Origin of the sequence: Streptomyces sp. NPDC085900 (genome assembly GCF_044540925.1) — a bacterium.
GTDB lineage: Bacteria > Actinomycetota > Actinomycetes > Streptomycetales > Streptomycetaceae > Streptomyces > Streptomyces gilvifuscus.
This window is the reverse complement of the sequence record NZ_JBITSP010000005.1, coordinates 602712-625779: the sequence shown is the minus strand read 5'-3', so window position 1 is coordinate 625779 and position 23068 is coordinate 602712. Positions and strand designations below refer to the sequence as shown.

Here is a 23068-nt window from a genome sequence, read left to right as displayed (position 1 = left end):
GCACCTCAGCCGCGCAGCCTCAGCTCCTTGCGCCACTTGACGAACTGCTGCTCCGCGTCCCCGGTGTACGACCACGGCGTGCGCGTCGCGCGCCGGCCCACCATGCGCATCAGCGGACCGGCGACCTCCTTGTCCCCGGCCAGACAGGCCGCGTGCGCCAGGTAGTTGAAGTCGCGCAGCTCGCCCGGGGCGATCTCGCTCTCCACCCGGCCCATGATCCAGCGCTGCCAGGTGCGGCGTACGTCGCCCACCGCGCCGTCGTGGTTCCAGTGCTGTCCGAGCCCCACCGCGCTGCGGCCGCTGTGACCGGCGTCCAGGGCGAAGCGGTACTCCTCCACGCGCGCGTACTGCACCAGCACCGGCAGTGCGCAGCCCGGCGGTGCCACTCCGGCGGCGTCGCGGGCGAAGTCGTACATCAGACCGTGACTGCCGTGCCAGCGGGCCGAGTAGTAGTGCAGGACCTGCAGGTGCCCCTCCACGCTGTACGGGTCACGCTGGTGCAACTCGTCCCACCAGCGGGCCAGTTCCTGCCGGCGCACCCCCTGCGGGTACAGCCGCGCCACGGAGATCAGCGAGATCCACGGCGTCGGATCGTCCAGATAGGCCTCCGCCGCCTGCAGGCACGCCGTCACCGCGGCGTCGATGCGGTGCTGGTCCATCGGCGCGCCGCGGCCCGCGGCGATGGCCACGTTGAACGCCCGGGCCGTCTCCGTGGCCGCCCGCAGCACCAGCGCGTCCGCGCTGTGCGGTTCGGCGGCCACCCAGGTCTCCGCGGTCGAACTGCTCGCGCAGGCCTGGGCGAGCGTCCGGACGCGGTGACCGCGGGCGAGCCAGTTCGCGCCGGTCGTCCGCAGCAGGTCCCTCAGGCCCTGCCAGCGGCCGATGACGATGTCGTGCGAGGCGTCGGTGAGGGCGGCGTCGCCGCAGTCGGGGTCGAAGTCGGGAGCGAAACGGTCGCGCGCCATCGGGGGAATCTCCCTCAGAAGTCGGTCGGGAGACCCTCGTAGGCATGCGTGTTCGCCACCGCCAGGTCCTCGGGCACGTACTCCGCCTCCACCGTCCGGCTGGCGTCCAGCCGGGCGGGCCGGTAGTAGTCGCTGCCCTGCCTCCAGTACCAGAGCATCGGGACGAGCCCGACGGCCAGGCCGCCGATGCCGATCGCGATCGCCGCGGGGTCGAGCTCGCCCAGCGACTCGACGAAGATCCAGAACATGAACAGGGCGCCGAACAGCGGCCACAGACCGCCGAGCAGGAAGTTCCCCACCGACTTCAGCAGCATCTTGCGGTACGCGACCACTACGGCCAGGCCCGCGAGGCCGTAGTACACGGCGATCTGCAGACCGATCGCCGAGATCGCGTCGCCGAGGATCTCACCCACGGAGCCCAGGGCGTTGGACGCGATGAACATCGCCAGCGCCACCCCCCCGACTACGGCGATCGCCACCCACGGGGTGTTCCAGGTGCGGTGCACCTTGCCCAGGGCGGAGGGCATCGTGCGGTCGCGGCCCATGGCGAACAGCGAGCGCGTGACCTGGATGAGGGTGGTCTCCAGCGTGGCGATGGTCGACAGCATCACGGCCACGATCAGCAGCTTGCCGCCCCAGCCCGGCCAGACCTCCTCGCCGAGCACGCCCAGCACGTTCGCGTCGTTGTCCTCGATCTGCTTCGAGGACAGGATCACGTTCACCGCGATGGTGAACACCTCGAACAGCAGGAAGACGATGCCGACCCCGATCAGGCCCGCGAGACCCGTCGTACGACGGCTGTTGCGGGTCTCCTCGCTCAGGTTGCTGGTGACGTCCCAGCCCCAGTAGTAGAAGGCGGCGACCAGCGCGCCCGAGGCGAAGCCCGACACCCCGTCGAAGTGGGAGAAGCCCAGCCAGGACCAGTCGAAGGCGCGGGCGTTGCCGGTGTGGAAGAGGGCGAGGACCGCGAACAGCCCCAGAATGGCCAGCTCCACGCCGGACATGACGAGCTGTGCGCGGACGGTGAGCCGGGCGCCGCCCAGCACCACCAGCAGCATGATCACGAACCAGGCCGCGCCGACCACCGTGGACAGCGCCGTGTTGTCGGCCAGCCCGGAGTCGAACAGGGCCAGCGTCATCGAACCGGCCGGCAGCGAGCCCGCGACCATGAAGATGGTCGCCGAGATCACCAGCGCCCAGCCGCTGATGAACCCCAGGAACGGGTGGAGTGTGCGGCCCACCCAGGAGTAGCTGGCACCCGCGTTGACGTCGATACGGCTGAGGTAGCTGAAGGCGAGGGCGATGCCCAGCATGGGTATCGCGCAGTACAACAGCGCGGCCGGGCTGGCTAGCCCGACCGCGCCGACGAGGACCGCCGTGGTGGCGGCGATGGAGTACGCCGGGGCGCTGCCCGCGACCGCCATCACCACGGTGTCGAAGGTACCGAGGGCATTGGCCTGCAGCCCTCTGCCCCTGTTCATGCTCATGGTTGCGCTGCTTTCCGTATTGCGCGACGCGAGGCCGGCCCGGCCTCGACGACGTAAGGGAGGTGGGGGGTGGTGAACCAGCCTCTGACCGACGAGGGTTGACCTCGGGACAGGGGTTGGGGAAAGGCGTGGTGGATCGCGCCCGGCCAGTGCGTCGCCGGGTAGTCACAGCGTGTGTGCGAGTGATGATAGCCCCACACTTTGAGCTTTCAAGATTGACCAGTGGGTAATCTCATGAGCCGCACGGGGCCGGGGAGGTTGGACGGCGCGCAACGGGAAACGCGGATCAGGACACCGTACGAAGCGATCCGCCGCAGTGCGCCAGGAGGTATGCATGGGTACCGACCCGATGGCCGACGACGCCTACCAGCCCACCGGAACCAACGAGGAGCAGGAGGACGCGGCGCCGCTCGACCTGCAGGACGCCCTCGACGAACGCGACTACGACACCACCCTCGACGAGGGCTACTCCCCGCCGGAGAAGCCGCTCGGCGTCAACAAGCACGGCACGACCGCGGCCGAACAGCACGAGGGCGAGACCCTCGACGAACGGCTCGCCGAAGAGGTCCCCGATATCACGCCGCCGCTCGGCGACGAGATCGGCGACCTCCCCGGCGGCGAGGGCGAACCGCTCGACCCCGAGGCCGGCACGGACCGCGCGGGCCGCCTGGTCGCCCCCGACGAGGGCGCCCACCCCGACACCACCAAGGAGACGATCGCCTCCGACGTGGGCATCGACGGCGGGGCCGCCGGCGCCGAGGAGGCGGCCGTGCATGTCGTCGAGGACGACGTCGTCGAGGACGACGCGGAGCTGCCCGGCGGCTGATCCGGCGGTCAGTCGCCGATGTGGTCGATCTGCCGCAGCCGGTTGGTGGCGTCCAGGGCGGCGACCTTGTAGGACTCCGCCAGCGTCGGATAGTTGAACACCGCGTCGACCAGATAGTCGACGGTGCCGCCGCACCCCATCACGGTCTGCCCGATGTGGATCAGCTCGGTGGCGCCGGTGCCGAAGCAGTGCACACCGAGCAGCCTGCGGTCCTCGGGGGAGACCAGCAGCTTCAGCATGCCGTGCGAGTCGCCGATGATCTGGCCGCGGGCCAGTTCGCGGTAGCGGGAGATGCCCACCTCGAACGGCACGCTGTCCTCGGTGAGCTGGTCCTCGGTCCGGCCCACGAAGCTGATCTCGGGGATGGTGTAGATGCCGATGGGCTGCAGGCCGTCCATCTGTCCGACCGGCTCCCCGCAGGCGTGGTAGGCCGCCGAACGGCCCTGCTCCATCGACGTCGCCGCGAGCGCGGGGAAGCCGATGACGTCACCGACCGCGTAGATGTGCGGCACCTCGGTGCGGTAGTGCTCGTCGACCGTGATCCGGCCGCGCCGGTCCGCCGACAACCCGGCCTTGTCCAGGTCGAGTTCGTCGGTCAGACCCTGCCGGCCGGCCGAGTACATCACGGCGTCGGCGGGGATCTTCTTGCCGCTCTCCAGGAGGGTGAGCGTGCCGCGCGCATGACGCTCCACCGCGGCGACGGTCTCACCGAACCGGAAGGTCACGGCGAGATCCCGCAGGTGGTACTTGAGTGCCTCGATGATCTCGATGTCGCACATGTCGAGCATCCCGGCCCGCTTCTCCACCACCGTCACCTTGCTGCCGAGCGCGGCGAACATGGAGGCGTACTCCATGCCGATGACCCCGGCACCCACGATGACCATGGAGCGCGGGACACGTTCGAGCTCCAGGACGTTGTCGGAGTCCATGATCGTACGGCCGTCGAACTCGACGCTGTCGGGCCGCGCCGGCCGCGTGCCGGTGGCGATGATGATGTTCTCGGCGCTGAGCAGGCGTTCGTTGCCGGTCACCTCGCGCAGCGCGACGGTGTGCGGATCGACGAACCGTCCCGTGCCCGCGAAGAGGGCGACCTGGTTGCGGGAGAGCTGGCTGCGGATGACATCGACCTCGCGGCCCACCACGTGCTGGGTGCGGGCGGTCAGGTCGGCGACGGTGATGTCGTCCTTGAGCCGGTAGCTCTGCCCGTACAGATCCCGCTGGGTGAGGCCGGTCAGGTACAGCACGGCCTCGCGCAGGGTCTTCGAGGGGATGGTGCCGGTGTGGATGGAGACCCCGCCGACCATGTCGGGGCGGTCGACGACGGCGACCCGGCGGCCGAGCTTGGCCGCGGCGATGGCGGCCTTCTGGCCGCCCGGGCCGGATCCGATGACGAGTATGTCGAAGTCGGGCACCCTCGGAAGTCTGTCAGCCCGAAGGCCCTCTTAGAAAGGGAGAACGGTCAACGGATGCCCATTGATCGATCCGAACCCCCTATCGATCGTCCGGCAGTTGTCCGCCGGCGCGCCCGAGGAGGTGCCGATCCGGCCGGCGGGCGCGAGAATGCGCCCATGGGCCATCGACTCGCCGACACAAGCAGCCCCGCCCGGCTGGCCGCCCCCGACGAGGGCATCGGCCGGGACGAACTGGCGCTGGCCACCCGCAACCACGGCCTGCCGCTGGAAGCGCTCCGCTACGACGTCACCCCGCCCGGCCTGCACTACGTGCTCACCCACTACGACATCCCCTACGTCCCCGACGACACGGCCTGGCGACTGAGCGTCACGGGCCGCGTTTACCGGCCGCTGCACCTGGACCTCGCCGACCTCAGAGGGTTTCCCCAGGTCACCACCCGGGTGACCCTGGAGTGCGCGGGCAACGGCCGGGCACTGCTGACGCCCCGCCCCGTCAGCCAGCCCTGGCTGGTCGAGGCGGTCGGCACCGCCGAGTGGACCGGCGTACCGCTGCGACTGCTGCTCGCCGAGGCGGGAGTGGACGCGGACGCCGTCGACGTCGTCTTCACCGGCGCCGACCACGGTGTGGAGCGCGGGGTCGAGCAGGACTACCAGCGGTCCCTGCCGATCGACGTGGCCACGGGCACCGAGCCCGAGGTGCTGGTCGCCCACGCGATGAACGGCGCCCCCCTGCCGCCGCAGCACGGCCGCCCGCTCCGGCTGATCGTGCCCGGCTGGTACGGCATGGCGCACGTGAAGTGGCTGCGCGAAGTCACCGTCACCGACGCGCCGTTCACCGGCTTCCAGCAGTCCGTCGCCTACCGGCTGCGCCAGGAGTCCGGCGAGGAGGGCGAGGCGGTCACCCGGATCGTGCCCCGCGCGCTGCTCGTCCCGCCCGGGTTCCCCGACTTCATGTCCCGGGCCAGGGTGGTGCGGCCCGGGACAGTGCCGCTCGAAGGACGTGCCTGGTCGGGTCGGGCGCCGGTGACCCGCGTCGACGTCAGCACGGACGCGGGACGCACCTGGCGGGAGGCCGAGCTGGAACCGGACGACGGCCGGCCGTGGGCGTGGCGCCGCTGGCACTTCGTGTGGACGGCGGCCGAGGGCGAGTACGAGCTCAGCGCCCGGGCCACCGACGCCGAGGGCCACACCCAGCCGCTCCAACAGCCCTGGAACCGCGGCGGTTTCGCCAACAACCTGGTGCAGCGCGTCCCGGTCCTGTGCCTGGCGCAGGAGGGCTGACCCCGCGACCGGACGGCACACCTAGGGCAGCAGCTTCTCCATGGCCGCTTCGCCCTCGGTCTCCAGCTTGTGCCTGGCCCATTCCAGGCTGCGCGGTGTGATGTCCTTGCCGGCCGCGAGGACGAGGTCCTCCGGCGACACATCGGTGCCGGTACGGGTGTGGAGCAGTGCGTCCGGAGTGACGCGGTCCTCGGACGACGCGGACGCGTCGGGCTGTGACATCGGCATGATCTCTGCTCCTCGTGTCCGGATCTCTTCTTCGGTCCCGGTGCGGTACCCGGTTCCGATATCACCATTCAACGCCCGGGCCCCGCCTGCATCCGGAGGAGACCCGAGATGCCGGAGTGACAGGACGGGCGTCTAATGAGTAGACGAATGTCTGGCCGACGAAAGAGACCAGGCCATGCCACCGACGAAGACCACACCGGGGGAAGCGGGGACCGCCGACGGAGGTGTCCTGCGGCGGCTGGGGCAGTGGTGCGCCCGGCACTTCCTCGTCGTCATCGTGGCATGGCTGGTCGCGCTCGTCGCCCTGCAGGTCCTCAACCGCACCCTCGGCGGCGACTACTCCGACAACTTCTCCCTGCCGGGGGTCCAGTCCCAGCAGGGCCTCGACGTCCTCAAGAAACACGATCCCGCGGCGGGTGGATACAGCAGCCAGATCGTGCTCCACGACGCCGACAAGTCCCTGGGCTCACTCAGCTCACAGATGTCCAGCACCGTCGGCGACCTGCAGAAACTGCCGCACGTCCTGTCCGCCCAGAACCCGCTGTCCACACCCGCGTCGAAAGTCGGCCCGCTCTCCTCGGACGGGAAGACCGCCTACATCACCGTCCGCTTCGACACCCAGCCCTCCACCCTCGGCGACGGCTATCTGAACGGCGTCGACAAGGCGGTCCAGCCACTGCGCTCGGCCGGGGCGCAGGTCGAGTACGGCGGACCGCTCGGCGAGCTGGCCCGGCCCGCACCCGACGACCGGGTGAGCGAGCTGATCGGCTTCGGCGTCGCGATCGTCGTGCTCCTCATCGGCTTCGGCAGCGTGATCGCCGCCGGTCTGCCCCTGCTGACCGCGCTGGTCGGCGCGGTGGGCGGACTCGCCTGCCTCGGCCTGCTCGCCGCGGCGTTCGAGTTCGCCACCGTCTCGCCGACCCTCGCCACGATGATCGGCCTCGGCGTGGGCATCGACTACGCCCTGTTCCTGATCACCCGTCACCGCCAGAACCTCATGAACGGCGCCGACCCGGTGCGCGCGGCCGGACACGCCACCGCCACCAGCGGACGGGCCGTCCTCGTCTCCGGCTGCACCGTGATCATCGCACTGGCCGGCCTGTACGCGTCCGGCGTGAGCTTCATCGGCAAACTCGGCCTGGCCGCCGCCGTGACGGTCGTCTCGGCCGTCACCGCCGCGCTGACCCTGGTCCCCGCCCTGCTCGGGCTGATCGGCAGACGCATCGACCGCTACCACGTGCGCCGGCCCGTCGCCGAGACCGACGCCGAGCCCGGAGCCGCACCGCACGGCGCCTGGCACCGCTACGCGCAGCGCGTGGAGCACCGGCCCTGGCAGTTCCTGGCGGCGGGCGTGGCGACCGTCGTCGTCCTCGCGATCCCGCTGCTCTCCATCCAGCTCGGGCACATCGGCGACGGCGCCGACCCCACGTCCTTCACCGACCGGCGCGCCTACGACCTGATGACCGACGCCTTCGGGCCCGGCTCCAACGGTCCGCTCACCGTCGTCATCGACCAGAGCGGCGTCCCCTCCTCCAAGCGCTCCGACCTGTCCTCCCAGGCCCAGAAGACCCTCGACGGCGTCGCCGGGGCCTCCACGGTCACCCAACTGACGCCCACCAAGGACGGGGACGTCCTGGTCGGCACGGTCTACTCCAAGGAGTCCCCGCAGAGCGCCACCACCACGGACCTGGCCAACCGGCTGGTCCACACCACCCTCCCCGACGCCGTCTCCGGCACGTCCGCCAAGGGCTACGTCACCGGCACCACCGCGGCCCAGGTCGACTTCCGCGACATCGTCGCCGACCGGCTGCCGCTGATCATCGCGGTCGTGGTCGGACTGGCCTTCCTGATCATCCTCGCCGTCTTCCGCGGTCTGCTCGTCGCGGTGAAGGCGGCCGTCCTGAACGTCCTGTCCATCGGGGCCTCGTACGGCGTCGTGGTGGCCGTCTTCCAGTGGGGCTGGGGCGGCCCCGCGCTGGGCGTCAACGGCAAGGTGCCCATCGAGAGCTATGTGCCGATGATGATGTTCGCCATCATCTTCGGACTGAGCATGGACTACGAGATCTTCCTGCTCTCCCGCGTCCACGAGGCCTGGCTGCGCACCGGGGACGCCAAGGCGTCGGTCGCCCACGCGCTGGAGATCACCGCCCGGGTCATCACCTGCGCCGCCCTGATCATGGTGAGTGTCTTCGCGGCCTTCATCGTCAGCGACAACATCGTGGTCAAGATGCTCGGACTCGGCCTCGCCGTGAGCGTGCTCATCGACGCGACCGTGGTGCGCCTGCTGATGGTGCCGGCCGTGATGACGCTGCTGGGGCCGCGTGCCTGGTGGACACCGCGCTGGCTCGACAGGATCCTGCCGCACATCGACGCCGAGGGAGACCAGGAGCAGGCCGCCGGCCAGGAGGACGTCAGCGGCCGTCCGGTGACCCGGGCGTGAGGACGAGCATCGTCACGTCGTCCGCGACGGCGGGGCAGTAGCGCACGAGATCCGTCCAGACCCGCTCGGCCAGCACCGCCGGGTCGCTGTCGGCCAGGGCCTCGAGGCGGTCGGGCAGCGGGTAGAAGGTGCCGTCGCCGTCCCGCGCCTCGCTGACGCCGTCCGACGCCAGGAACAGGCTGTGCCCGGGCTCCAGCCGCAGCGTCAGCCCGGCGGGCCGGCCGCCGTCGGGCAGGCCCAGCCCGAGCGGCGTCCACGCGGTGAGCTGAACCTCGGTGGCCTCCCGCCCGCGCAGCAGCAGAGGCGCCGGATGCCCGCAGGAGACCAGCCGCACCGAGCGCGCGTCCCGGGAGAACTCCAGCAGCACGGCCGTCGCGAACAGTTCGGCGTACCGCGACGACGCGGAGTCCACCACCAGCCTGCGGTCGAGACGGGCGGCGACCGACTCCAGGTCCGGCTGGTCCAGGACCGCCTCCCGGAAGGCGCCGAGCAGGGAGGCCACCGTGGAGATCGCCGACAGCCCGTGCCCCTGCACGTCGCCGAGCACGGCCCGCACGCCGTACGGCCCCTCCCGCACGTCGAAGAAGTCGCCGCCCACCAGCGTTCCGCGCTGCGCGGCCCGGTACAGCCCTGCGCAGCGCACCGCGCCGACGCGCTCCGGCAGCGGCGGCACGACCGCGCGCTGCGCCGCCTCGGCGACCGTGCGCTCCAGGTCCAGCTGGGCGTCGCGGTGACTGCGCACGTACGACACGAACACGCTCAGTCCGGCCACGAAGACGATGGTCAGCAGGTCGGTGTTGCCGGGGGAGTCGAGCTGGAAGGCCGGCACGTTGAGCACGGCGACCACGGCGGCACCGAGAGCCGCGGTCCCCCAGGGACCGTACGACAGGACGGCCAGCGGCGGGATCGCGCCCAGCAGGAACCCGATGTCGAGCGGGTCGGGGCTGATCAGCGTCGCCGTGCACACGCCCGCGATCAGGACGAGCGGCAGGGCCTTCACCCACCACGGCGGCGGCGCGCCCCGCAGCCAGCCCCGCCGGCCACGGTCCCGGCGCGCTGACACGACGGCCACCCTCTCCACACCACCACGCTCCTACGGCGGGGCGGCGAGCGCATGCCGGAGGCGCCGGACAGGGGACAGGCGGTGATGCCGCGTCAGCCGGTACGGCCGTCCAGCAGGGCCTCGGCCTCGGCCAGGATCTCCGTGACCCGCAGCCCGAACGCCGCGTCGCAGGCGTGCGGCCGGCCCGTGCCGACGGCCGTCAGCAGGGCGTCCGCGGCACGGACCAGAGCGGTGACGGCGCCTTCCTCACTCGTGGGCAGCACGGCCACGCCCGACTCGCCGCGCAGTTCGACGGCGGTGCCCCCCGCCGCGGCGGGGGCCGACAGGCTGAGGGTGAGGCTGCTCGACGCGCCGCCGGCGTGGTCGAGGACCAGGTGGACGGTGTCGCCGGGGCCGGGCGCCGCGGCCGTCACGCGGCGGGCGTCGCCGAGCACCGGCAGCAGCACGGACAGCGCGTGCGGGCCCACGTCCCACAGCGCGCCCTTCTCCCGCCGCCACGGCGAGGCGGCGAACGGGCTGTCGCTGTCGCTGCCGTACAGCGATCCCAGCCACTCCGCCCGCGCGGTGAACCAGCCGCCCATCTCCGCCTGCGCGGAGATCCACGCCTCGGTCCCCGTCACGAAGCGGCTGGTGAAGAAGACGACCGAGGCGACCTGGGCCTCGCGTACGGCGTCGACGACGGCCCGCCCCTGCTCCACCGTCGTCGCGAGCGGCTTGTCCAGCAGCAGATGGCGGCCCGCCCGCGCCGCGCGCACCGCGAGTTCGGCCTGGACGGCGGGCGGCAGCGCCACGGCCACGGCGTCCACGTCGGCGAACAGCGCGTCGACGTCGTCGTAGGCACGGGTGCCGAACCGGTCGGCGAGTTCCTTCGCGGCCGACGAGCGGCGCCCCCACACCCCGGTGAAGTCCACTGCGGGATGCTCGCTCAGGGCGGGCGCGTGTGCCATGGCCGCCCAGGGGCCGGTACCGAGCAGTCCGATGCGCATGCCGCCGCCTCTCCGCCGTGCCGCCCCCGTGGCGGCCGTCCGGCTGTGAGCGTCGCACACCGACCTGCCGACCGCGCAACCGTGTCGACGGGTGCCGCCATTCAGCGCCCCGGCTGCTGAATCCGTTCTCTTTCCTCTATTGGACCTCCGACCCGCGGGCGGTCCAGGCTGGAGGTGTTCCGGTACCCCCTCACCCAGGCGAAAGAGGTCACGACCACATGCACACCCGCCGCATCGGGGACGTCGAGGTCAGCGCGATCGGGCTGGGCGCGATGCCCATGTCCATCGAGGGCAGGCCGGACGAGGCACGCTCCCTCGCCACCATCCACGCCGCCCTGGACGCCGGCGTGACCCTGATCGACACCGCGGACGCCTACCACCGGGACGCCCACGAGGTCGGCCACAACGAGACCCTGATCGCCAAGGCCCTCGCCTCCCACGACCGGGGCAAGGACGTCCTGGTCGCCACCAAGGGCGGCCATCTGCGGCCCGGTGACGGCAGCTGGACCCTCGACGGCAGCCCGCGGTACCTCAAGGAGGCCTGCGAGGGCTCCCTGCGCCGGCTGGGCGTGGAGGCCATCGGGCTCTACCAGTTCCACCGCCCCGACCCGAGGGTGCCGTACGCCGAGTCCGTCGGCGCGATCCGCGACCTGCTGGACGAGGGCAAGATCCGCATGGCGGGCATCTCCAACGCCGACCCGCAGCAGATCAGGCAGGCGCAGGAGATCCTCGGCGGCCGGCTGGTCTCCGTGCAGAACCAGTTCTCCCCGGCGTTCCGCTCCAGCGAGCCCGAACTGGAGCTGTGCGACGAGCTCGGCATCGCCTTCCTGCCCTGGAGCCCCCTGGGCGGCATCTCCCGAGCGGGCGAACTGGGCTCCGCCTACGCGCCGTTCGCCCGTGTCGCCGAGGCGCACGGGGTGAGCCCGCAGCGCGTGTGCCTGGCGTGGATGCTCGCCAAGTCCCCGGTCGTGGTGCCCATTCCGGGCGCCAGCCGTCCGGAGACGATCCTCGACTCCCTCGCGGCCGTCGACCTCGAACTCGGCTCGGAGGAGCTCGCGCAGCTCGACGCCGTCTGAGACCCGGTCACCACGGAGGACCCCCGCCGATGGCGTTGTCGTCGGAAAGACCCCTCGACCACCGCTACCGCGACGAACACCCCGTCCGCACCCTCGGATACCTCTTCCGCGCCGACCGCCGCAGCCTCTGGGCGGCGGTCGGCGTGTTCACCGTCAAACACAGCCCCGTCTGGCTGCTGCCCCTGATCACGGCGTCCATCATCGACACGGTCGTCCAGCACCAGCCGATCGAACGCCTCTTGCTGAGCACCGGGATCATCCTGTTCATCCTGGTGATCAACTATCCGCTGCACGTCCTCTACGTCCGCCTCCTGTACGGCAGCGTCCGGCGCATGGGCACCGCGCTGCGCTCGGCGTTGTGCACCCGCATGCAGCAGCTGTCCATCGGCTACCACTCCCGCGTCAGCGCCGGCGTCCTGCAGGCCAAGGTCGTCCGGGACGTCGAGACGGTCGAGCAGATGGTGCAGCAGACCGCCGAGACGGGACTCGGAGCCATCACGGTGCTGACCGGCGGCCTGGTCATCATCGCCGTACGCACACCGGAGTTCGTCCCCGTCTTCGTGGTCGTCGTCCCGGCCGCCGCACTCGTGGTGGCCCGGCTGCGGGCCCGCCTGCGCACCCACAACGAGCGCTTCCGGCACGAGGTCGAGACCCTGTCCTCCCGTGTCTCGGAGATGACCCGCCTCATCCCGGTCCCCCGCGCCCACGGTCTGGAGGGCAAGGCGCTGCGCCGCATGGACGGCACCCTGAGCAGGCTGCTGACCTCCGGAATGCGCCTCGACCTCGTCAACGGCCGCTTCGGCTCGCTGGCCTGGGTGGTGCTCAACGTGGTCGGCGTGCTGGTCCTAGCCGGCGCCGCGCTGGTGTCGTACTACGACGTCTGGGGCGTCACCCCCGGCGACGTCGTGATGCTCAGCGCGTTCCTCACCACGCTCACCAACTCCACGACGACGCTGGCGGGCCTGGCCCCCGTCATCACCAAGGGCCTCGAGTCGGTCCGTTCGGTCGGCGAGGTGCTGCAGGCGCCCGAACTGGAGGACAACGAGGGCCGGACGGAGGTGACCTCGGTGCGCGGCGCGGTCGCCTTCGAGAGCGTCTCCCACGCCTACGAGGACGGCGAGCGGCCCGCCGTACGGGACTTCGAACTGTGCGTCCGGCCGGGCGAGACCGTCGCCCTGGTCGGCGCGTCCGGGGCCGGCAAGTCCACCGTGCTCAACCTCGTCATCGGCTTCATCCGGCCGACCTCCGGCCGGCTGCTGCTCGACGGCACCGACATGAACACCCTCGACCTGCGCACGTACCGGCGCTTCGTGTCGGTCGTACCGCAGGAGTCGATCCTCTTCGACGGCACGATCCGCCAGAACGTCGCCTACGGCATGGACGACGCCGACGAGGAGACCGTGCGCGCCGCGCTGCGCGACGCCAACGCGCTGGAGTTCGTCGACCGGCTGCCGCAGGGCCTCGACACCCTCGTCGGCGAACGCGGGGCCCGGCTGTCGGGCGGACAGCGCCAGCGCCTCGCCATCGCCCGCGCCCTGATCCGCGACCCCAGGGTGCTGGTCCTGGACGAGGCGACCTCGGCCCTGGACACCCGCTCCGAAGCCCTCGTCCAGCAGGCGCCGGCCCGGCTGCTGCGCGGCCGGACCACGTTCGTGGTGGCGCACCGGCTGTCCACCGTGCGCGGCGCGGACCGGATCGTCGTGATGGGCGACGGCCGCATCCTGGAGACCGGGACCCACGAGGAACTCCTGCGCCGCGGCGGGGCCTACACGCACCTGCACGGCGGGCAGGTCGCCTGATCCGCGGCGGCGCCGCCCGTCTCAGGCGGCGCTGCTGCGCGGCACCCGGTGCGGGCAGACCGCGTCGTGGGCGGTGCCCAGGCTGGTCCACCAGCGTTCGCAGCACGCCGCGTCCAGATTCTCCCGGACGATGTCGTCGGCGGCCGACCGCACGGGCCGGCGCCGCCCGGCGCCGGCCGTGCGCAGTTCGGCGATGAGCGTCTCCCGTACGACGGCGATCACGGGGACCACGGCCGCGGCGGCGCACAGGAACACGGCCCACAGCGGACCGCCGCCGCGGTACTCGAGGGTTGTGGTGCAGGCGAGCCCGCCGCTGGTGGCGAGGTACAGAGCGCAGAGGAGGCGGCCGGATCCGTTCATGATGGTCACCGTTCGTGCCGGGAACGTAGCTCTGTGTACAACGACTCATAGCGGGCGGGGAATCGGATCGAGGGCGATATTGCGTCAATTGTGATACGAGTGACTGTGGATGGGGTTGAGTCCGCTGTGTCAGGGAACACGAGGCGAAAACCGAGAGAAGGGTGTTTTCGTGCTCGCTGCGGACCCGAAGGCCGTCAGATCGCTGCTCACCCGCTACGCGTCGCTGCGCATCGCGCAGGCCGAGCGGAGCACACCGCGTACGACACGGGAGTTGGTGGACGTCAGCCGCAGGCTGTGCGCCATGACGGGAACCACCGACGTGCGGGACGCGATCGAGCGGGCCGATGCCCTGCTCAGCGCGGCGCGGCGGATGAGGGCCGGGAGCGGCTGCGGCGACGACTGCCTGTCGCACGCCGCCTGACGGAGCGCCCGTCTCAAGGACGTGCGCCCGCGAGGGCCGCGCGTCCGTGGAACGCGGCGCGGTACGCCTGCGGGGTGGTGCCGACCACCCGGCGGAACCGCTCGCGGAACGCCGTCGGTGAGCCGAACCCCGCCTGACGCGCGATCCGTTCGATCGGGCGGTCGCTGTTCTCCAGCAGGTACTGGGCCCGCCGCACCCGGACCCGCAGCAGCCACTGCAGCGGCGTCGTCCCCGTCTGCTCCCGGAAGCGCCGGCTGAAGGTCCGCTCGCTCATCCCACACCGCGCGGCCATCGCGGCCAGGGTGATCTCGCCCGCCAGGTTGTCCTCGATCCACTCCAGGACCGGTTCGAGGGTCGAGCCGCGCGGCACCGGGGGCTGCTCGTGGACGATGAACTGGGCCTGTCCGCCCTCCCGTTCGAGCGGCATCACACACATGCGGGCCGCGTCCGCGGCCACCGCCGAGCCGAGGTCCCGGCGGATCATGTGCAGGCACATGTCCAGGGCCGCCGCGGCGCCGGCCGAGGTGAGGATCTGGCCGTTGTCGACGTAGAGCACGTCCGGCTCGACCTCGACCTTCGGGTGGCGGCGCGCGAGGTCGGCGGCCGCCATCCAGTGCGTGGTGGCACGCAGACCGTCCAGCAACCCGGTCTCAGCCAGCACGAACGCGCCCGCACACACCGACGCGATGCGCGTCCCCGCGGCGGCCGCCCGGCGCAGCGCCGCCAGCACGGGCTCGGGCGTCGGCCCGGCTCCCGGCGCCCGGCCCGGCACGACGATCGTGTCGGCGTCCGCCAGGGCGTCCAGCCCCCGGTCCACCCGCAGGACCAGACCGTCCCCCAGCACATCCGGCGACTGGGCGCACACCCGCACCCGGTAGGGGCGGCGGCCGTCCGGCAGCCGCGCCCAGTCGAAGACCTGCATGGGCGCCGCCAGATCGAACGGCACCACCTGGTCGAGCGCGAGGATCGCGACGGAGTGCATGAGGGCCACGATAGGCGGATTCACGCCTCGCTCATGGCCTGGGCTCCTGCCGAAAATCGCTGACGACGGCGTTGGCGAGAACCCGTTGGAACCTGTCGTTCCAGCCTCTGTGGTGTACCTCCGAAGATCCTTAGCGTGAGCGCGGACCCGGCCACCGCACCTCTCCGAAAGGCCCCCGATGACCAAGCTGCTGCTCACCCTCCATGTCCTGGCCGCCATCATGGCCGTGGGGCCGGTGGCCGTCGCCGCGAGCATGTTCCCGCCCGCGGCCCGCCGGGCCGACGGGGAGGCGGCGGTGCACACGGTGCGGCTGCTGCACCGCATCTGCCGGGTCTACTCGGGCATCGGGATCGCCGTGCCCGCCCTGGGGTTCGCCACCGCGGCCGCGATGGGCGTGCTGGGCAGCGGATGGCTGGTGGCGTCCATCACCCTCACCGCCGTGGCGGCCGGCCTCCTGATCGCCTTCGTGCTGCCCCGCCAGGACGAACTCCTCGCGGAACTGGACGCGGGGCGGCCCGTGGAGCGGCCGGTCACCGTGCGACTGGCCATGTTCACCGGGGTGTTCAACCTGCTGTGGGCCGCCGTGACCGTGCTGATGATCGTCCGCCCGGGCTCCACCACGGGGGCCTGACCCACGGCCCGGCCCGGTCGTCGCGACTCCGCGGGGATCCAGCGGAAGGGCCCTGGTGCTCCGCGGAATTCACACCGCGGTGTGCGGGGGCGCTTACACTCGACAACTGTGCCCATACCTATGGGCCGGCATACGAAAGGCGCGTCGAGGGTGTTTCAGGATTCCCCCATCTACGACCGGCTCGTCGCCGAGCGCGGCGACATCCCCCTTCAGACCCGCAGGGAGGCCGAGCGCGTCAGCCGCGAACTGGAGTACGCCATGCGGCCGTTGCAGTCCTTCGGCGCGGGCCTGACGCCCGAGCGGCCCACCGCGCCGGGCGCGGGATGGCAGCGGACGGCGCTGCTGCCCGGCTCGCTGCCCCACTGACCGCCCCTCAACACACCGAGGCGTCGGCGTCGTCGACCCGGGCGCCGGGCTCCGGGCCGGGCTGGGCGAGCCACTCCGCGACGGCGCGGGCGATCGGCTGGCCGGTCTCCACCTCGACGAAGCCGAACTGTCCCGACTGGTTGCACTCCAGAAACCACCACATCCCGTCGGCGTCCTCGGCGAAGTCGAAGGCGCCGTACGCCAGTTGCGCCCGCGCCATATAGGAGCGGACCGCCTCGGCCACGCGCGGCGGCACCTCGGCCGGCCGCCACGGCACGTCCCCGGGCGCGAAGCGCACGTCCACCGCGTCGGGGTCGGCGTCCGCCGCCGTCGCCTTGCGGGCCGCCAGCATCCGCTCGCCCACCACGGTCAGCCGGATGTCCGCCCGTTTGGCGACGCGCCGCTGCAGCAGGGTGGGCCCGAAGGCCACGGCGGAGAAGTCCGTGTCCGGCGCCACCCTGCTGGTCGGCACCGCCCGGGGCGGATCCTGCGGGTGCGCCCCGGAGACCGGCTTGACCACCAGGTCCGGGTAGCGCTCCGCGAACTCCCGCGCCGCCTGCGGGAACGTCGTGATCAGGGTGGCCGGCACGGGCAGCCCGCAGTCCTGGGCCAGCCGCAACTGCCACGGCTTGTGCCGGGCCTGCCGGGCCGCGTCCGGATGGTTCATCCAACGGGCCCCGCTGCCGCGGAGCATGCCGTACAGCGCCTGCGACGACTCCTCGGTCAGCCAGTCGGAGGACTGCGGAGCCCGCGCGGCCGGGGCGCCCGGCCTGCGCACCCATATGGAGCGCAGGCCGGCGATGCTCACCAGCCGCCCCGCGGACTGGAGGTGGCCGCGGAAGGACCCGTGCACGTACTCACCGGACAGCGCGACACCGCCGGGGAGGTCCGCCGGGTCCAGCCGGACCACCGGGACCCCGGACGCGTTGAGGTGCACCACCACCATGTCGGCGGTCACATCCTCTTCACAGGTCAGGATCAGCACGGTCATCGTGGGCGGTTCCGCGTTCAGTCGTCGAAGTGAGTCTTGGAACCGGCCGTGGAGGTCGTGGTCCCCAGTTCTCTCAGCAGTGCGAGGTCGCTCGCGGCGACCCGGCCGTCCATGAGCACGTTCAACTGCAGCGCGCCGTCGTAGGCGTACGGAGTCGTGGCCTCCAACTCCACCGCCGGACGTGCGTAGTTGAGCGCGAACGGTTGCATCGTGTCTCCCTCGTCGGTGCTGCGCCGACCAGACCGTCCCCCCTCCGGGACGGCGCTGGTCCGCCGACTGCCTTGCCCTTCCAGTCACTTATACGAATCGAACGGGTGATTGGTTTCCTTACTCTGCGTAGTCAAGGGGGATTTGTGGCCATACATCCCGCGAAGTGGCGCACGCAGATTGTGCAGGGCGAGGAGAAGGACGCCGATGTCGTCCAGATAGATGGGGTCGGGCAACAGGTCCGTCGGCAGTACGAAGTAGAGGACGGCCCCCCAGAAAACCCAGCGCGGCCCGGTCGGCAGACCGGCTCTGCTCAGATCGCGCCGGGTCCGCACCAGGCGGACCAGCACGGCGACGGCCGCCGCGAGCACGAGTGCCGCGAGGACCGCGGCGATGACGATCACGGTCGTGGTCGTATCCACGGATCTTCCTCCGTCCGGCGCGCCGAGCGGCCCGCCCCTGGTCGGATTCCCGCATCCGGGCTTCGTACGTCCTGCCGCCTTTCCGGCCGCACCGCGGCGGTTCACACGCGGGTCACCCGAGTGGCCCGGTGCGGTGGTGACCCGTGGTAGTGCCACGTAACGTCGCGTCAACCGTGTCGACGGCCCGAGAGCTGCCGAACCACGCCCTTTCTCGCATGGAGCACAGCACATGAGCATCCGCTCGTCGTCCCCCGATCCCAACGGCACCTCCATAGCCACCCTCCACAGCGACCCGGTAGGCGCTCTGGTGCACGCCGCGGTCGCCGACCGGCCACTGGAGGAGGTCGCCCATCTGATCACCCTCCTGGAGCAGTCCCCGCAGTACGCGCGCGCCACCGTCGACGCCCTTCGCGCGGTCGGCACCGACCGCTCCGTGGAGGACGTCACCCGTCTGGTCGCCCTGTTGACCCGGCCACCGCGTGACCCCGAGAGCGCCGACGAGGCGATCCGCGCCGCGGCCGGGAGCCGCCCGGTGGAGGAGGTGACCCGGCTGATGGCGCTGCTGCACCGGACGCCGGTCGAACCCCACTGCGGGCAGGAGGCGGCACGCGTGGCCGCCACCGCGCGGCCGGTGGAGGAACTGGTCGAACTCATCGGCCGCCTGAGCCAGGAACGGGACGCGCAGGCGGCCCTCCCGGAGACGGAACCGCAGGACGAGAGGGAAGGCGTCGCGGAGGGCGCACCCCCCGCGCCCGCTCCCGAGGTCCCGGGCCCACCCCAGGAGGGCAGGGCGCCACGGCGGTTCAGCCGCACACCGCCCCGGCCCGCCTCGCGCCACGCCTGGCCGGCCCTCGTCGCCGCCACCGCGCTCCTGCTGTGCGCGATGCTCTGGTTCCCGGTCCACCGGGACGGCGTGGCACCGCGCACGTACGGCATGGCGCTCGGCGTGTCGGCCCTGTGCGCGGTGCTCGCCGCACTGCTGATCCTGCGGCCCACGTTCGCCGCGCTCGCGGTGGCCGTCGTGGTACCGGCGGTGCTGGCCGCGGGCCGGCTCTACGAAGGACGGTTCCGCTCGGACCAGCTGTCCCGGGCGCTCGACCTCACACTCGCGCCGAGCTGGGTGGCCGGCCTGGCCGCCGTCTGCGCGTGCCTGGCGGCCCTCATGGCACTGGGCGTACGGCTGGCCTCCCAGGCGCCGCTGCTCAGCGCGGCGGTGCGGCCGCTGGAGCCGGCCCGGCGCCGGGCGGAGTGACTACGGCGGGGCTGGACGCGACCGCGCCGGGCGCGCCGAGCCGAAAGGCGCCGCCGATCCTCGGCTGACTGATCGGCGGTACTCCCCGGTGTCGCTCGCCTACGGCCGCCCCGATGCGGCCGCGGGCAGCACCCGGTCCGGCGTGAGCGGCAGTTCGCGCAGGCGCACGCCGGTCGCGTGATGGACGGCGTTGCCGATGGCGGCGGCCGTTCCGACGATGCCGATCTCCCCGATGCCCTTGCTGCCCATGGGGTTGAGGTGGGGATCGTCCTCGTCGATCCAGTGCGCCTCGATGTCGGGGACGTCGGCGTGCGCGGGCACGTGGTACGACGCCAGGTCGGACTCGGTGAAGTCGCCGAAGGCGGCGTCCACGGTGCTGCCCTCGGTCAGCGCCATGCCGAGGCCCATGGTCATGCCGCCGACGAACTGGGAGCGCGCCGTACGGGAGTTGAGGATGTGCCCGGCGGCGTACACCCCGAGCAGCCGGCTCACCCGGACCTCGCCGGTGACCGTGTCGACGGCGACCTCGGCGAAGTGCGCACCGAAGGCGTGGCGGGACCAGGGGCTGTCGGCGTCGGCCCGTCCCGCGGTGTCGGCACGGACCTCCAGGCCCTCGGCGGGCAGCGGCCCGGCGTGTTCGCGCAGGGCCGCCGCCAGCCCGGCGCACGCGTCGTGGACCGCCCAGCCCCAGGAGGCCGTGCCGGACGAGCCGCCGGCCAGGGAGGCCGGGGGCAGATCGCTGCTGCCGACCTGTGTGCGGACCCGTTCGAGCTCCACGCCGAGGGCGTCGGCCGCGACCTGCGCGAGCATGGTGCGCGACCCCGTGCCGATGTCGGCGGCGTTGATCCGCACCAGGAACGTCCCGTCGGGCAGGGCCCGGGCCGTCGCAGTGGACGGCTGCACGAGGGCCGGGTAGAAGGCGGCGGCCACGCCCGTGCCGAGGAGCAGCGGTCCGGCGCGGCGGGAGCGCGGGCGCGGGTCGCGGCGCGCCCACTCGAAGCGGCGCGCGCCCTCGCGCAGGCACTCGACGAGATGCCTGCTGCTGAACGGCTTGCCGCTGTCCGGTTCCGTCTCCGGCTCGTTGACGATCCGCAACTCCACCGGATCCATGCCGAGTTCGCAGGCCAGCTCGTCCATCGCGGACTCCAGCGCGTACATGCCCGGTGCCTCGCCCGGCGCCCGCATCCACGACGGTGTGGGCACGTCCAGCGGCGCCACGCGGTGGAGGGTCCTGCTGTCCGGCGCGGCGTACATGATCCGTGCGGGTACGGCGGCCTGCTCGACGAACTCCTTGACGCGGGACGTGTGGGTGGTGACCTCGTGGATCAGGGACGTGAGCCGGCCGTCGGCGCGCGCGCCGAGGCGCAGCCGGTGCAGCGTGGGCGCCCGGTGCCCGACCACGGCCGGCAGGTACCGGCGCGGCAGGGCCACGGTGACCGGACGGCCCGTCTGCCGTGCGGCCATCGCGGCGAGCACCACGTCGGGGCGTGGTGTGCCCTTGGAGCCGAAACCGCCGCCCACGTGCTCGGCGACGACGGTGACACGCTCCTCGGGAAGCTCGAAGAGGGCGGCGAGCGTGGCCCGTACGACGGTCGAGCCCTGGCTGGAGGTGTGCACGGTGAGCCGGTCGTGGTCCCACAGCGCGGTGCTCGCGTGCGGTTCCATCGGGTGGTTGTGCAGCGGCGGCACCCGGTAGCGGACGTCGACGCGGACGGCCGAGGAGCCGAAGGCGCCGTCGGGGTCGCCGTGTTCGCGGATCGCGGGGTAGCCGCCGTTGGCCTTCTCGGGGACGTAGGCGCCGGGATGCGTCTCGGTGAGCGTGACGTCGTGGTCCTGCGTGTCGTACGTGACCCGGACCGCCGCGGCCCCGGCCCGGGCCGCCTCCAGCGTCTCGGCCACCACGAGCGCCACGAACCAGCCGTGGTGCGGCACCCGCGGGTTCTGCAGCACCGCGAGCACCGGATCGTCGGGTTCGGTCAGGCGCGGGGCGTTCTCGTGCGTGAGGACGGCCAGCACCCCGGGTTGGCTCAGGGCGGCGGCGGTGTCGACGGCGGTCACCGTGCCCCGTGCGATCGCGGCGGGCACCGGCCAGGCGTGGGCGCGGCCGGGGCGGACGTGTTCGGCGGCGTAGCGGGCGGTGCCGGTGACCTTCTCCCGGCCTTCCCGGCGCTCGGCCGGTGCGCCCACGGCGGCGGTGCGGACCATGAGGTCTCCTCGGATACCGGTTCAGGTCCCGGCGGGCTCGGCGAGCCGGGTCAGGACGTCCAGGGCGAGCGAACGGGCGAGCGGCACCTTGTAGGCGTTGTCCCGCAGTGGCCGGGCGGCGGACAGTTCGAGGTCGACGGCGCGTTCGAACGCGGCGGCGGTGGGCGCCGCGCCCACCAGCGCCTCCTCGGCGGTGCGGGCCCGCCAGGGCCGGTGGGCCAGCGCCCCGAACGCGATCCCGGCCCGGGCGACGACCCCGCCGCGCACGTCCAGCACCGCGGCCACGGAGGCCAGGGCGAAGGCGTACGAGGCCCGGTCCCGGGCCTTGCGGTACAGGGACCGCAGCCCGGCCGTCGACCCGGGCAGCAGCACCCCGGTGATCAGCTCACCGGGGCGGATCTCGGTGTCCCGCTCCGGACGGTCACCGGGCAGCCGGTGGAATTCGGCGGCGGGGACGTCCCGCGTGCCGTCGGGGCCGTACAGCTCGACGCGCGCGTCCAGTGCGGACAGCGCGACGGCCATGTCCGACGGGTTGGTGGCGATGCAGGCCTCGGAGTGCCCGAGGACCGCGTGATCGCGGTGGACGCCGTCCCGCGCTCCGCAGCCGCTGCCCGGCTCGCGCTTGTTGCACGGCTTGGTCACGTCCTGGAAGTAGGGGCAGCGGGTGCGTTGCAGCAGGTTGCCGCCGGTGGTGGCGGCGTTGCGCAGCTGCCCGGAGGCGCCCGCGAGCAGGGCTTGGGACAGGACGGGGTACCGGTCGCGGACGGCAGGATGGGCGGCGAGGTCGCTGTTGCGGACGAGGGCTCCCACGCGCAGCGAGCCGTCGGGCAGGTCCTCCACCGTGTCCAGGGGGAGGCGGCCGACGTCGACGAGGGCGGCGGGCTGTTCGACGCCGAGCTTCATCAGGTCGACGAGGTTGGTGCCGCCGCCGAGGTAGCGGGCGCCGGGCAGGGAGGCGAACGCGGCGGTGGCCTCCTCGACGCTCGACGGCCGTACGTACGCGAAGCCCTTCACGGGATCACGTCCTCGACCGCGTCGACGATCCGCGGATAGGCGCCGCAGCGGCACAGGTTGCCGCTGAGCCGCTCGCGGATCTCCTCCCGGCCCAGCGGGACCGGCCGGCCGGAGGGGGTGCCGGGATCGGTGACGCGGGAGAGGTGCCCCGCCTCGGCCTCGGCGAGCATGCCGACGGCGGAGCAGAGCTGGCCGGGGGTGCAGTATCCGCACTGGAAGGCGTCGCGGTCGAGGAAGGCCCGCTGCAGCGGGTGCAGCTCCTCCCCGTCGTCGGCGAGCCCCTCGACGGTCGTGACGTCGCGGCCGTCCAGGGTCACCGCGAGCAGCAGGCAGGCGTTGACGCGACGGCCGTCCACCAGGACGGTGCAGGCCCCGCACTGGCCGTGGTCGCAGCCCTTCTTGGCGCCGAACAGGCCCAGGTCCTCGCGCAGCACGTCCAGCAGGACGCGCCGGTGGTCGACGGTGAGGGTGTGCGGTTTGCCGTTGACCCGCAGCGTGACGGAGGACTGGTGGGGAGGGCTGGTGGTGCCCTGTCCAGCCCGGAGGCTGTGGTTGCTGCCCATGGCGGGGGACCTTCCGGGACGGGCTCGGATGCCGTGCAGACCGCGTATCCAGACTGCGCGGGCTGACACATCCGCCCCGGAAGCGACAGGG

General features: G+C 72.4%; 23 protein-coding genes. 9 read left to right on the top strand and 14 right to left on the bottom strand.

Going from position 1 to position 23068, the window contains the following annotated elements:
- Nucleotides 1-5: 5 nt before the first annotated feature.
- Nucleotides 6-965 (bottom strand): hypothetical protein, encoded by a 960-nt coding sequence (locus ACIGDI_RS21315; protein ID WP_399898737.1) that lies wholly within the window; start codon nt 963-965, stop codon nt 6-8.
- Nucleotides 966-979: 14 nt separating this feature from the next.
- Complete coding sequence (locus ACIGDI_RS21310) at nt 980-2452, bottom strand: APC family permease (RefSeq protein ID WP_399898734.1); 1473 nt, start codon at nt 2450-2452, stop codon at nt 980-982.
- 334 nt (nt 2453-2786) lie between these two features.
- On the opposite strand from ACIGDI_RS21310, the gene ACIGDI_RS21305 reads away from it, so the two are divergent.
- Nucleotides 2787-3278 carry a DUF5709 domain-containing protein gene (locus ACIGDI_RS21305; protein ID WP_399898731.1) on the top strand — a complete coding sequence of 164 codons (492 nt, stop codon included), beginning with the start codon at nt 2787-2789 and terminating at the stop codon, nt 3276-3278.
- Between the two features lie 8 nt (nt 3279-3286).
- Here ACIGDI_RS21305 and sthA read toward each other — a convergent pair whose 3' ends face one another.
- The gene (gene sthA / locus ACIGDI_RS21300; RefSeq protein ID WP_399898728.1) at nt 3287-4690 is read right to left on the bottom strand and encodes a Si-specific NAD(P)(+) transhydrogenase; all 1404 of its coding nucleotides are present in this window, start codon (nt 4688-4690) and stop codon (nt 3287-3289) included.
- Between the two features lie 156 nt (nt 4691-4846).
- On the opposite strand from sthA, the gene ACIGDI_RS21295 reads away from it, so the two are divergent.
- Nucleotides 4847-5971 carry a sulfite oxidase gene (locus ACIGDI_RS21295; protein WP_399898725.1) on the top strand — a complete coding sequence of 375 codons (1125 nt, stop codon included), beginning with the start codon at nt 4847-4849 and terminating at the stop codon, nt 5969-5971.
- Between the two features lie 21 nt (nt 5972-5992).
- On the opposite strand, the gene ACIGDI_RS21290 is transcribed toward ACIGDI_RS21295, so the two are convergent.
- On the bottom strand, nt 5993-6199 hold the full coding sequence (locus ACIGDI_RS21290; protein ID WP_399898722.1) for a hypothetical protein: 207 nt from the start codon (nt 6197-6199) through the stop codon (nt 5993-5995).
- A 175-nt stretch (nt 6200-6374) separates the two neighbouring features.
- On the opposite strand from ACIGDI_RS21290, the gene ACIGDI_RS21285 reads away from it, so the two are divergent.
- Nucleotides 6375-8639, top strand: coding sequence for an MMPL family transporter (locus ACIGDI_RS21285; protein WP_399898719.1), 2265 nt, complete (start codon nt 6375-6377; stop codon nt 8637-8639).
- On the opposite strand, the gene ACIGDI_RS21280 is transcribed toward ACIGDI_RS21285, so the two are convergent.
- Both ACIGDI_RS21280 and ACIGDI_RS21275 read right to left on the bottom strand, forming a co-directional pair.
- Complete coding sequence (locus ACIGDI_RS21280) at nt 8611-9711, bottom strand: PP2C family protein-serine/threonine phosphatase (RefSeq protein ID WP_399898716.1); 1101 nt, start codon at nt 9709-9711, stop codon at nt 8611-8613. The two genes, ACIGDI_RS21285 and ACIGDI_RS21280, sit on opposite strands and share 29 nt — an antisense overlap.
- Before the next feature lie 83 nt (nt 9712-9794).
- A complete protein-coding gene (locus ACIGDI_RS21275; RefSeq protein ID WP_399898713.1) occupies nt 9795-10688 on the bottom strand; it encodes a Gfo/Idh/MocA family protein in 894 nt (297 codons plus the stop codon).
- Between the two features lie 218 nt (nt 10689-10906).
- On the opposite strand from ACIGDI_RS21275, the gene ACIGDI_RS21270 reads away from it, so the two are divergent.
- Together ACIGDI_RS21270 and ACIGDI_RS21265 are read left to right on the top strand one after the other, a co-directional pair.
- A complete protein-coding gene (locus ACIGDI_RS21270) occupies nt 10907-11764 on the top strand; it encodes an aldo/keto reductase (RefSeq protein WP_200700337.1) in 858 nt (285 codons plus the stop codon).
- Nucleotides 11765-11793: 29 nt separating this feature from the next.
- Nucleotides 11794-13563 (top strand): ABC transporter ATP-binding protein, encoded by a 1770-nt coding sequence (locus ACIGDI_RS21265; protein WP_399898710.1) that lies wholly within the window; start codon nt 11794-11796, stop codon nt 13561-13563.
- A 21-nt stretch (nt 13564-13584) separates the two neighbouring features.
- On the opposite strand, the gene ACIGDI_RS21260 is transcribed toward ACIGDI_RS21265, so the two are convergent.
- Nucleotides 13585-13923, bottom strand: coding sequence for a hypothetical protein (locus ACIGDI_RS21260; RefSeq protein WP_399898708.1), 339 nt, complete (start codon nt 13921-13923; stop codon nt 13585-13587).
- Nucleotides 13924-14092: 169 nt separating this feature from the next.
- Here ACIGDI_RS21260 and ACIGDI_RS21255 point away from each other — a divergent pair, with 169 nt between their 5' ends.
- Nucleotides 14093-14344, top strand: coding sequence for a DUF5133 domain-containing protein (locus tag ACIGDI_RS21255; protein ID WP_399898705.1), 252 nt, complete (start codon nt 14093-14095; stop codon nt 14342-14344).
- Nucleotides 14345-14357: 13 nt separating this feature from the next.
- Here the strand turns inward: ACIGDI_RS21255 and ACIGDI_RS21250 are convergent, their stop codons facing one another.
- On the bottom strand, nt 14358-15326 hold the full coding sequence (locus ACIGDI_RS21250) for a GlxA family transcriptional regulator (protein WP_399898702.1): 969 nt from the start codon (nt 15324-15326) through the stop codon (nt 14358-14360).
- 178 nt (nt 15327-15504) lie between these two features.
- Here ACIGDI_RS21250 and ACIGDI_RS21245 point away from each other — a divergent pair, with 178 nt between their 5' ends.
- Nucleotides 15505-15957 (top strand): DUF2269 family protein, encoded by a 453-nt coding sequence (locus tag ACIGDI_RS21245; protein ID WP_399898699.1) that lies wholly within the window; start codon nt 15505-15507, stop codon nt 15955-15957.
- Between the two features lie 150 nt (nt 15958-16107).
- A complete protein-coding gene (locus ACIGDI_RS21240) occupies nt 16108-16323 on the top strand; it encodes a hypothetical protein (RefSeq protein ID WP_399898696.1) in 216 nt (71 codons plus the stop codon).
- 7 nt (nt 16324-16330) lie between these two features.
- Here the strand turns inward: ACIGDI_RS21240 and tgmB are convergent, their stop codons facing one another.
- From tgmB to ACIGDI_RS21225, 3 genes are all read right to left on the bottom strand, one after another.
- Nucleotides 16331-17314, bottom strand: a complete 984-nt coding sequence (gene tgmB / locus ACIGDI_RS21235) for an ATP-grasp ribosomal peptide maturase (RefSeq protein ID WP_399898693.1) — start codon at nt 17312-17314, stop codon at nt 16331-16333.
- A 17-nt stretch (nt 17315-17331) separates the two neighbouring features.
- Nucleotides 17332-17523 (bottom strand): putative ATP-grasp-modified RiPP, encoded by a 192-nt coding sequence (gene tgmA / locus ACIGDI_RS21230; RefSeq protein WP_058921277.1) that lies wholly within the window; start codon nt 17521-17523, stop codon nt 17332-17334.
- A gap of 84 nt (nt 17524-17607) precedes the next feature.
- Entirely contained in the window at nt 17608-17943 is a 336-nt protein-coding gene (locus ACIGDI_RS21225; RefSeq protein WP_399898689.1) for a YkvA family protein, read from the bottom strand.
- A 229-nt stretch (nt 17944-18172) separates the two neighbouring features.
- Here ACIGDI_RS21225 and ACIGDI_RS21220 point away from each other — a divergent pair, with 229 nt between their 5' ends.
- Nucleotides 18173-19195: a hypothetical protein gene (locus ACIGDI_RS21220; protein WP_399898686.1), complete on the top strand. Its 1023-nt coding sequence runs from the start codon at nt 18173-18175 to the stop codon at nt 19193-19195.
- 99 nt (nt 19196-19294) lie between these two features.
- Here ACIGDI_RS21220 and ACIGDI_RS21215 read toward each other — a convergent pair whose 3' ends face one another.
- The 3 genes from ACIGDI_RS21215 to ACIGDI_RS21205 are packed head-to-tail and all read right to left on the bottom strand — an operon-like array spanning nt 19295 to nt 22977.
- The gene (locus tag ACIGDI_RS21215; RefSeq protein ID WP_399898683.1) at nt 19295-21400 is read right to left on the bottom strand and encodes a xanthine dehydrogenase family protein molybdopterin-binding subunit; all 2106 of its coding nucleotides are present in this window, start codon (nt 21398-21400) and stop codon (nt 19295-19297) included.
- Between the two features lie 21 nt (nt 21401-21421).
- Nucleotides 21422-22414, bottom strand: coding sequence for an FAD binding domain-containing protein (locus ACIGDI_RS21210; RefSeq protein ID WP_399898680.1), 993 nt, complete (start codon nt 22412-22414; stop codon nt 21422-21424).
- On the bottom strand, nt 22411-22977 hold the full coding sequence (locus tag ACIGDI_RS21205) for a (2Fe-2S)-binding protein (protein ID WP_399898677.1): 567 nt from the start codon (nt 22975-22977) through the stop codon (nt 22411-22413). The genes ACIGDI_RS21210 and ACIGDI_RS21205 overlap by 4 nt, the downstream gene beginning before the upstream one ends.
- Nucleotides 22978-23068 lie beyond the last annotated feature (91 nt).

What these genes read in the sequence shown, in the direction of transcription:
- ACIGDI_RS21315 (WP_399898737.1), bottom strand. Translation starts at nt 965, where the DNA reads ATGGCGCGCGACCGTTTCGCTCCCGACTTCGACCCCGACTGCGGCGAC.
- ACIGDI_RS21310 (WP_399898734.1), bottom strand. Translation starts at nt 2,452, where the DNA reads ATGAGCATGAACAGGGGCAGAGGGCTGCAGGCCAATGCCCTCGGTACC.
- ACIGDI_RS21305 (WP_399898731.1), top strand. Translation starts at nt 2,787, where the DNA reads ATGGGTACCGACCCGATGGCCGACGACGCCTACCAGCCCACCGGAACC.
- ACIGDI_RS21295 (WP_399898725.1), top strand. Translation starts at nt 4,847, where the DNA reads ATGGGCCATCGACTCGCCGACACAAGCAGCCCCGCCCGGCTGGCCGCC.
- ACIGDI_RS21290 (WP_399898722.1), bottom strand. Translation starts at nt 6,199, where the DNA reads ATGCCGATGTCACAGCCCGACGCGTCCGCGTCGTCCGAGGACCGCGTC.
- ACIGDI_RS21285 (WP_399898719.1), top strand. Translation starts at nt 6,375, where the DNA reads ATGCCACCGACGAAGACCACACCGGGGGAAGCGGGGACCGCCGACGGA.
- ACIGDI_RS21275 (WP_399898713.1), bottom strand. Translation starts at nt 10,688, where the DNA reads ATGCGCATCGGACTGCTCGGTACCGGCCCCTGGGCGGCCATGGCACAC.
- ACIGDI_RS21270 (WP_200700337.1), top strand. Translation starts at nt 10,907, where the DNA reads ATGCACACCCGCCGCATCGGGGACGTCGAGGTCAGCGCGATCGGGCTG.
- ACIGDI_RS21265 (WP_399898710.1), top strand. Translation starts at nt 11,794, where the DNA reads ATGGCGTTGTCGTCGGAAAGACCCCTCGACCACCGCTACCGCGACGAA.
- ACIGDI_RS21260 (WP_399898708.1), bottom strand. Translation starts at nt 13,923, where the DNA reads ATGAACGGATCCGGCCGCCTCCTCTGCGCTCTGTACCTCGCCACCAGC.
- ACIGDI_RS21250 (WP_399898702.1), bottom strand. Translation starts at nt 15,326, where the DNA reads ATGCACTCCGTCGCGATCCTCGCGCTCGACCAGGTGGTGCCGTTCGAT.
- ACIGDI_RS21245 (WP_399898699.1), top strand. Translation starts at nt 15,505, where the DNA reads ATGACCAAGCTGCTGCTCACCCTCCATGTCCTGGCCGCCATCATGGCC.
- tgmB (WP_399898693.1), bottom strand. Translation starts at nt 17,314, where the DNA reads ATGACCGTGCTGATCCTGACCTGTGAAGAGGATGTGACCGCCGACATG.
- tgmA (WP_058921277.1), bottom strand. Translation starts at nt 17,523, where the DNA reads ATGCAACCGTTCGCGCTCAACTACGCACGTCCGGCGGTGGAGTTGGAG.
- ACIGDI_RS21220 (WP_399898686.1), top strand. Translation starts at nt 18,173, where the DNA reads ATGAGCATCCGCTCGTCGTCCCCCGATCCCAACGGCACCTCCATAGCC.
- ACIGDI_RS21215 (WP_399898683.1), bottom strand. Translation starts at nt 21,400, where the DNA reads ATGGTCCGCACCGCCGCCGTGGGCGCACCGGCCGAGCGCCGGGAAGGC.
- ACIGDI_RS21205 (WP_399898677.1), bottom strand. Translation starts at nt 22,977, where the DNA reads ATGGGCAGCAACCACAGCCTCCGGGCTGGACAGGGCACCACCAGCCCT.